Raw genomic sequence first — 8,621 nt, forward strand, 5'->3', positions numbered from 1 at the left:
GGCCCGCCGAGCCGAGGGACGGCCTGTCCGAACCGGGGTAACGTACGGCGGCATGCCGTTTCCCGATGAGCACGCCCAGGTTTCCGTGGTGGAGTACCAGCCCCGGTGGCCCGCGGAGTTCGAGTTGATCGCCGAGGTGCTGCGTGAGGCCTTGGGCGACCGCGCGCTCGGAGTCGATCACGTGGGATCGACCTCGGTGCCGGGCCTGCCGGCCAAGGACTGCATCGATGTGCAGGTGAGGATGAGGTCGATCGACGAGGCACGGGACGTACCGCTCCTCGCGGGGATCGGGTTCCGGTGCCGCCCCGAGCCGTGGAATCGTGTCGAGGTCTGCGCAGGCCTGCGGTGTCACAAACTGGTCTTCGCGCCGCCGGTCGGCGCGCGCTCGTGCAACGTGCATCTTCGGGTGGCAGCCGGCCCCAACGTCCGCTTCACCCTGCTGTTCCGGGACTACCTGCGCGCGGACGCCGTCGCACGCGACGCCTGGGGGGCGTTCAAGCAGCGGTTGGCTTCGAGCGTGCCGGATCTGTCGGACTACGGGCAGATCAAGGCTCCCGCCACGGAGGTGCTGATGGCCGGTGCCGAACGATGGGCCGTCGAGACCGGCTGGAACGGATTCCCGGAGGCGTGATCGAGCCGGCGGGCGATCGCGTGAGCCCCGGAAGTCCGCCGGCCCTGTCCCGGGTGGGACGCCGACGGGCAGCCGGGGACGCCCTTCGCTGATCTCCGCTGTCGAAGGCGGAGATCACGCGGTGGCCGTTCCTGCCACGGCGAGGACCGTCCCGCCCCGCAGCGAGGGGCCGGGGGCGGGACGGAGTGCGCGTCGGCTCAGTGCCCCGCGGACTCGTACGCCGCCAGCTCGGCGAGGAACTCCTCGCGCACCGCGGGCGCCGCCCACGAGATCTCGATGGCGTTGCGCTGAAGCCGCAGCAGGTCCTCGTCGGTGAGTGCGGCGGGCTCACGCAGGACGGCCAGGTTCTCGTTCACATAGCCCGGGAAGTACGCCGGGTCGTCGGAGTTCACCGTGACCTTCACACCCCGGTCGAGCAGGGCGCGGATCTCCTCGGCCTTCAGGCCGTCCGTGACATGGGCGTTGGAGATCGGACACACCGTCAGGCCGAGCCCCCGCTCGAGGATCGCCGCGATGAGCGCGGGGTCCTCCAGCGCGTTGACGCCGTGGTCGATGCGGTCGACGCCGATCTCCTCGACGACCTGACGGATGTGCTCGGTGGAGTTCCGCTGGTCGACGTCGCAGTGCATGGTCAGCCGGAAACCCTCGGCGCGAGCCCGCGCGAAGACCTCCGCGAACTTCAGCGGAGGGTTGCCCGCCTCGTCCGAGTCGAGGCCCACCCCGATGATCCACTCCTTGTACGGGAGCGCCTGAACCAGAGTCGCCATGGCGAACTCGGCCTGGAAGTCCCGCAGGAAGCACATCACCAGGCGGCCTCGGAAGCCGGTCTCACGCTCGGCGTCGTCGAGCGCGCGCGTGAGGCCGCGGAGCACGGTGTCGAAGGCGACACCGCGCCCGGTGTGGGCCTGGGGGTCGAAGAAGATCTCCGCGTAACGGATGTTCTGGGAGTGCGCCTTGGCCGCGTAGGCCGCCGCGAGGTCGTAGAAGTCCTGCTCGGTGCGGAGGACGGTCATGCCCTCGTAGTACACCCCGAGGAAACCGGGCAGGTCGTCGAAGTCGTACGCGGCACGCAGTGCGGCCTCGTCCGCGTACGGCAGGTCGATGCCGTTGCGGCGTGCCAGGGCGAACTTCAGCTCGGGCTCGAGTGTGCCCTCGATGTGCAGGTGCAGCTCGGCCTTGGGCAGCCCGCTGATGAAGGTGTCGACAGTCATGAGTGAACTCCTCGCTGAAGGCGATCAGTTGGTGGCGGCAGGCTGCAGGATGTCGACGACGTCCTGGGTGTGGTAGTTCACGACGCCGAGGTCGGTGACGGCGTACTCGGGGATGGCCGTGATCTCCAGGAAGATCAGGAAGCCGAAGGCGGAGGGCAGTTCGCAGCCGAGTGCACGGGAGGCGGCCTCCAGGCGGTCCTCGGCCTCGGCCATCTCCTCGGGCACCAGGTCGGCGACGATGCCGGCGACCGGCAGCGGCAGGAACTCCTTGATCTCACCGCCGTCGACGACGATCTGGCCGCCCCCGTGCTCGGAGATGTGGTTGATGGCGAGCGCCATGTCCGCCCGGTCCGCGCCGACGCAGATGATGTTGTTGTCGTCGGGTGCGGCGGAGGAGGCGATGGCGCCCGAACGCAGACCGAATCCGTTGATCATCGCCGTGACCGTAGCGCCGGCGTTCTTGCCGTACCGCTCGGAGACCGTGACGTACAGGGCGTCCTGCGCGAGGTCGGCCTGGACCGTGCCGTTCTCGACGGGCAGCGTCATGGGGACGCCCTTGCGCACGAACGGCACCGTACGGTCCATCTCGACGACGAGGACCTCGGCCGAGGCACCCTCGGCGGTCACGCCGATGCCGTCGGCGGCCACCGGGGCCACCCGGAAGGCGGGGGAGAGGGCGGGGGTCCGCTCGGGCGGCTGCGGGGTGCGCAGCGTACGACCGTTCTCCGCGACCAGCTCGCCGCGTGAGAACACCCGCTCCACCTGGAACGACTCGGGCGAGTCGACGATCAGGACGTCGGCGTAGCGGCCGGGTGTGATCGAGCCGACGAGGTGGTCGATGCGGTACATCTCCGCGCAGTTCAGCGTGGCCATCTGGATGGCCTCGACCGGCTTCACGCCCGCCTTGATCGCCATCCGGACGAGCTTGTCGAGATGTCCCTCGCGCAGGATGTCCGCGACGTGCATGTCGTCGGTGCAGAGACCGACGCGGCGGGACTGGGCGCCGAACTCCGTGATGGTGCGCACGTTCTCGTTCATGAAGTGCGCCACCGAGGACTCACGGATCAGCAGCGACATACCGGCCCGCAGCTTCTCCAGGGCCTCCTCGGCGGTGTAGCTCTCATGGTCGAGACGGACGCCCGCCGCGGACAGCGCGTTGATGGTGGTCTGCGCGGCCATGGGGGCGCAGCCGAAGATCGGCAGCCGGTTGCGGTGCGCGAGCTCGAGCGCCTGGAGCACCTTCTCGTCGCGGTTGAGGACGAACTCGGCGACGGTCTCCCATACACCGAAGCAGTCCGCCGCGGCCTGCGCCTCTGCGTGGTCCTCGGGACCGAAGCGGAAGCCGACCGTCGTTTCGGGGAGGGTGTACGGCGTCTTGAACGGTGCGCCCCAGAAGATCTTCATGGGGCCGTTGTCGGCCTCGCGCAGCGCTTCGCGTACCCCCTCGGGCCCGGCGACGACGAGGAACTGGTCCAGCCCGGAGACGACCGAGGTCGTGCCGAAGCGGACCGCGGCGTCGGCGAACATCGTCACCGACAGCTTCGAGCACTCCAGGTGCAGGTGACCGTCGATGAGGCCAGGCGTCAGGTACTTGCCGGTGGCGTCGACGATCTCGGTCTCCGGACCCTCGTACGCGCTGACATCACCGGTGGCGGCGACGCGGTCACCGGTGATGGCGACGTCGGCCGGGTAGATCTCTCCGGTGCAGACGTTGACGAGCTGTCCGCCCTTGATGATCCGGTCGGCCTTCACCACGCCCTCGGAGGCGTCGATCAGGGTGCGGAGGCTGGGGTGGTTCATGGGTCGGCTCCAGAGCGCGTACGAAGGGTGGAGAGGGAAGGCGAGGATCAGGCGGAGTGGGTGAGTTCGGCCTCGGCCCGGACGGTGCGGCGGGCCAGCAGCCAGTAGACGACGCCGGCGACCAGGGCTCCGGCGAAGACGGAGAGGTCCAGGCCGTCCGCCGCCTTCGACAGGGGGCCGACGAACACGGTCGAGTCGACCCACAGGACGGCGGCGACGAAGCCCAGCAGCACCGCGGTCAGTCCGGCCGGGCGGACACCGCCCTTGTGCCAGTAGATGCCGTCACGGCCGGTCTCGCGGGGGAAGAGCGAGGGCACGTCGTAGCGCCCTCGACGCAGCCACCAGTCGGTGAGGTACACGGCTGCCCACGGGCCCAGCCAGAGGACGATCAGGCTGAGGAAGTTCGACAGCAGGGTGTAGAAGTCGGCGGAGAACACGGCCCACAGGGTGATCGCCGTGCACAGGGTCAGGTCGATGAAGACGACCATCCAGCGCTTGATCGGGATGCCGACGGCCAGCAGATTGAGGCCGGAGGAGTACATGTCGGTGGTGTTGACCGCGAGCAGGGAGACGATCGCGAGCAGCAGGTACGGGGTGATGAACCAGCCGGGAAGGATCTCCGGCAGGCCCGAGATCGGGTCGGCCGCGTTCGTGGTGGCCGTGGCGACGGCGGCGCCGAGGATCTGCAGCAGGATGTTGGGCACCATGCCGCCGAGCGCGGCACACGCGAAGACCTTGCGCGGCGCGGAGTCCTCCGGCAGGTAGCGCGAGTAGTCACTTCCCATGTCCGCCCACGAGAGGCCGCCCGACGCGGTCACCATCGCCAGGACCAGGGAGATCGTCACGAGCGACGGTGCGGCGCCGTGGGCCGTGAAGTCAGCCTTCGGCGCGACCAGGAACGCCATGACGGTGAACATCGCCGCGAAGATCCAGGCGAAGTACTTCTGCACCTTCATGATCAGGTGGTAGCCGGACAGCGGCAGCAGCATCTGCAACCCGGCCGCGACCGCGATGACGAGGAGTTTCACCGGGGTGCCCGTGGTGATCCCGGCCTGGTCGAGCAGCGCGAGCCCGGCGAGGACGATCAGCACCATGCCGCCCGCCTCGAAGCCGACGAGCATCACCCAGCTGAGCAGGGCGGGCAGCTTCCCGCCACGCGGGCCGAACGCGGCGCGCGAGACGGAGTGCGTGGAGGTGCCGGTGCGCGGTCCCTGGAGGCTTGTCAGGCCGGTGACCGTGAAGCCCAGCACGTTGCCGACGACGATCAGCGCGACCGCGTACCAGAACGAGAGGCCGAAGGACACGACCAGCGCGCCGTACACGACGGTGAAGACGGTGGTGTTGGTGCCGGCCCACAGGCCGAACAGGCGGCCTGGGCCACCCTGGCGTTCCGCTGCGGGAACGGCGTCGATGCCGCGCTGCTCGACCGTGAAGACGGACGTGGGCGCGGCGGGATCGGTGGTGGATCCGGGCGGGGCGGTGGTGGTGGCCTCGGCCATGGTCGGCGGGAGTCCTTTGCGGACCGGCGACCCGGCCTGGAGGGACGGGACGCGATGTACGGGGAGGGTTCCGGGCGAGCCGGAGGCGCACGGCGGTGTGCGCGGGAGAGCCGGAGCGCGTCCGGGAGAGCCCGGGTGCGATCGTCGGCACGTTGCCCAAACGTTTTGGCAACGCTTCGGAAGGTAATGCCTAAACGTTTTGGCAGTCAACCGGTAAGCTCGCCGTCATGCCAGATGTCACACAGCCGAAGCGGAGCGGCACGGGACGAGGGGGCGCGTCGAAGGGCGGCGGCCTGCGTGAAGTGGCCCGTAGGGCGGGCGTCTCGGTCACCACCGCCTCCCACGCGCTGAACGGGGTGGGCCGGGTCGGTGCCGAGACCCGTGAACGCGTTCTCACCGTCGCCGCGGAGATCGGCTACCGCGCCAACCCCAACGCGCGCGGACTGCGAGGTGCCCGCACCGGTCTGCTCGGACTGACCCACCGCACCGCCGTCGAAGGCGGTGTGACCGACATCGAGTACTTCGTCAAGATCGTGAACGCCGCCACCTGGACGGCGATGGCTCACGACTACTCCCTGGTCCTCGTCCCGCCCTCGCTGGACGGCCGCCCCTTCGACTCGCTCCCGCTGGACGGCACGATCGTCATCGACCCGCTCACCGACGACCCCCTGCTGACCAGGCTCTCCGGCCTGGGGGTACCGATCGTCACCACCGGGCGAGATCTGTCCCGGAAGGACGCCTTCTCCTGGGTCGACAACGAGTTGTCCACCTGCGCCCTCGCGGCGTTCGAGCATCTGGCCTCGACCGGCGCACGACGTGTCGGCCTCCTCACCGGTTCGACGGGCCAGTCCTACGACGAGGACGCGGCCCGCGCCTACCGTGACTGGTGCGAACGCACCGGGAGCCCCGTCCTGCTGGACCGGGCCGAACCCGGCACCGACTCCACGGACGCGGCGCGAAGGCTGCTGAACCGGCCGGACCGCCCCGACGCGCTCTACGTCGTCATGGAGAAGTTCGGCTTCGCCACGCTCGCCGTCTGCCGCGAACTCGGCCTGCGCGTACCGCAGGACGTACAGATCGTGGTCGGCGCGGACGGCGAGTTCGCCCGCAGTGCGCGTCCGGCGCTGACGGCGCTCGATCTGGCCCCTGAGGAGATCGGCAAGCAAGCCGCCGAACTGCTCATAGACCTCATCCAGGAGCCGCAGCAGGCGGACTCCGGCCCGCGGTACCGGCTGGTGCAGGCGACCCTGCTGGAGCGGGACTCGACGCGGCGCAGGGGGGACTGACCCGATGGAATGGGGACTTCGCCGTGGATCGTGTCGGATGACCTGTGGCAGCGGATCGAGCCCCTGCTGCCGTGCGAGGAACGTCGGTTTCGGCATCCTGGACGCAAGCCACTGCCGGACCGGCAGGTGCTGCGCGGAATCATGTTCGTTCTGCACACCGGCATCCAGTGGGAGTACCCGCCGCAGGAGTTGGGCTTCGGTTCTGGCATGACCTGCTGGCGGCGACCGCGGGACTGGAACGAGGCCGGCATCTGGCAGCAACTGCACGAAGTACTGCTGGCCGAACTCAACGCGGCGGCCCGTCTCGACCGGTCGCGTGCGGTGGTCGTCTCCAGCCGCGTGCGGGCCATAAAAGGGGGAGCCGGACGGGACCGAGTCCGGTCGATCGCGGCCGAACCGGATCGAAACACCACCTGATCACCGACGGACACGGCACACCGCTCGCCGTGATCCTCACGGGCGGCAACCGCAACGACGTCAACCAGCTCCTGCCCCTGAGCGACGCCATCCCAACTATCAGGGGCCGGGTCGGGCATCCGCGACGTAGGCCGGATTCACTCTTCGACGACCGCGGGTACGACCACGATGTCTACCGCGACCAGGTCCGGCAACGCCGCATCGTGCCGGCCATCGCCCGCCGTGGCACCCTCCACGGCACAGGGCTGGGCACTTACCGCTGGGTCGTCGAACGCCGACCCAACCGCTTGGCTCCACGGCTTCAAACGCCTCCGCATCCGCTGGGAACGCCGAGCCGACATCCACGAAGCCTTCCTCGAACTCGCCTGCTGCCTCATCGCCCATCGACAGATCGGCTCACTGCGAGGGCCGATGCCGGCCCGTGAGACCGATCTGGCTACTTCCAGACGGTGAAGTAGTTCGTGACGGGCATAGTGATCTTGAAGACCATCCCGTACTCGCGTCGCAGACCCGCCACGCTGGTCGAGGCGGGTTCTCTGAGGCAACGTCGCACTGGCGGATCATGGGGGCTACATGAGCGAGGCTCTTCAATCACCTCACCTGTGTCCCCACTGCGCACCTGGTCCCAGCTGAGACTGATGGTGCCCGCGCTGAAGAGCTCTTTCGGTTCCCCGGTTCCTGGTCCTTGTGGGTCGCCTGCTTTCCCGCGGTAGTAGTCGACGACTGTACGCGCGTAGTGGAAGTCGTGGTCGAAGGGGATGGGAGGTCCCGTACGGTCTCCTGCGCTGAGCACTCCGTCGATGGTGTCGGCCATCCTGCGGGGATCTGCCCCAAAGTAGGCAGCAACGGACATGGTGCACTTGATCTTGTACCTGTCGGAGCCTGTCGGAAAAAAACAGCTCCTTCGCGCTCCCGCCAGCAGGGCACCCTGAGGGAGGACGCCACCGCGACGGACTTCCAAGTCATGGCCCGGGGCTTCACCCTCGCACTGCACCAACTGGGCACCTCCGACCCGAAGATGTGGCGCCGCTACGCGCTGCTCACGCTCGACGCGTTGCGGCCCGTGCCCCCCGGGTGACCGGCTGCGGTCCTCCCGGACTCACTCGATCGGTGTGCGGCGGGCCTCCACCGCTGGAGCACAGCACCAACACCGCCCGAGCGACCAATTCGCCTGGCCCACCAAGACTGGCGCGGTACTGCCGGGTGATCCGCCGTACCGCCCCAGCGTGCACAGGGTCCCCCGCCCGCGGCACTCCCGGGTGCGGCAGCAGATCGGCCACCTCGCGACGGCGCTGCTGGAGAGGCCGGCCGAGGTGCCGGATCCGCGTGATCCGCGCGGGGTGCCCCACCGGCTGTCCGTCGTGCTCGCGCTCACCGCGTGCGCGGTGCTGGCCGGAGCGACCTCGCTGCAAGTGGATCGCCGATGCCCCTGCACATGTGCTGGAACGGGTCGGCGCCCGTCCCGACCCGCTTGCGCCCGGGCGGTCCCTGCCCGCCGAGACCACGGTCCGCCGACTGCCGGCCCGCATCGACGGCGACATCGCGGCCGGCCTCCGGCACCACGCTCGTGACCCCCGACGGCCCCTCGCAATCCTCGGACTCGGGTGATCGCAAACCGGACGTCACGCAACTACGCCGAAGCCCTGAGCGAGAGCAGCGTCACCTCATTCTGTTAGGCGCTGTAAGGGCTTGCCGGGAATCAACACGTCGGTTTGATCTTGCTTTTGTCGAGGTCGAGGAATCTCGCGATGTCGGTCGGCGTGCGGAAGCGGGCGGT

At 69.1% G+C, this 8,621-nt stretch carries 6 protein-coding genes and 1 pseudogene; 4 read left to right on the plus strand and 3 right to left on the minus strand.

The annotated features are described in order from the left end of the window. Positions 1-52: 52 nt before the first annotated feature. On the plus strand, positions 53-631 hold the full coding sequence (locus tag ACGFNN_RS08270) for a GrpB family protein (RefSeq protein WP_393554016.1): 579 nt from the start codon (positions 53-55) through the stop codon (positions 629-631). Positions 632-828: 197 nt separating this feature from the next. Here the strand turns inward: ACGFNN_RS08270 and add are convergent, their stop codons facing one another. Genes add through ACGFNN_RS08285 form a run of 3 tightly spaced genes read right to left on the minus strand, consistent with a single transcriptional unit; the run spans position 829 to position 5,141 of the window. Next, a complete protein-coding gene (gene add / locus ACGFNN_RS08275; RefSeq protein ID WP_393554017.1) occupies positions 829-1,842 on the minus strand; it encodes an adenosine deaminase in 1,014 nt (337 codons plus the stop codon). Positions 1,843-1,866: 24 nt separating this feature from the next. Beyond that, a complete protein-coding gene (locus ACGFNN_RS08280; protein ID WP_393554018.1) occupies positions 1,867-3,642 on the minus strand; it encodes an adenine deaminase C-terminal domain-containing protein in 1,776 nt (591 codons plus the stop codon). Between the two features lie 47 nt (positions 3,643-3,689). Next, a complete protein-coding gene (locus tag ACGFNN_RS08285) occupies positions 3,690-5,141 on the minus strand; it encodes a purine-cytosine permease family protein (RefSeq protein WP_393554019.1) in 1,452 nt (483 codons plus the stop codon). 227 nt (positions 5,142-5,368) lie between these two features. Here ACGFNN_RS08285 and ACGFNN_RS08290 point away from each other — a divergent pair, with 227 nt between their 5' ends. The 3 genes and pseudogenes from ACGFNN_RS08290 (at position 5,369) to ACGFNN_RS08300 (ending at position 8,415) form a co-directional block, all read left to right on the plus strand. Next, positions 5,369-6,427: a LacI family DNA-binding transcriptional regulator gene (locus ACGFNN_RS08290; protein WP_393554021.1), complete on the plus strand. Its 1,059-nt coding sequence runs from the start codon at positions 5,369-5,371 to the stop codon at positions 6,425-6,427. A gap of 9 nt (positions 6,428-6,436) precedes the next feature. After that, positions 6,437-7,297, plus strand: a pseudogene (locus ACGFNN_RS08295) (IS5 family transposase). Positions 7,298-8,184: 887 nt separating this feature from the next. Next, positions 8,185-8,415, plus strand: coding sequence for a hypothetical protein (locus ACGFNN_RS08300; protein WP_393554042.1), 231 nt, complete (start codon positions 8,185-8,187; stop codon positions 8,413-8,415). Positions 8,416-8,621: the final 206 nt, after the last annotated feature.

Origin of the sequence: Streptomyces sp. NPDC048590 (assembly GCF_043199535.1) — a bacterium.
Lineage (GTDB): Bacteria > Actinomycetota > Actinomycetes > Streptomycetales > Streptomycetaceae > Streptomyces.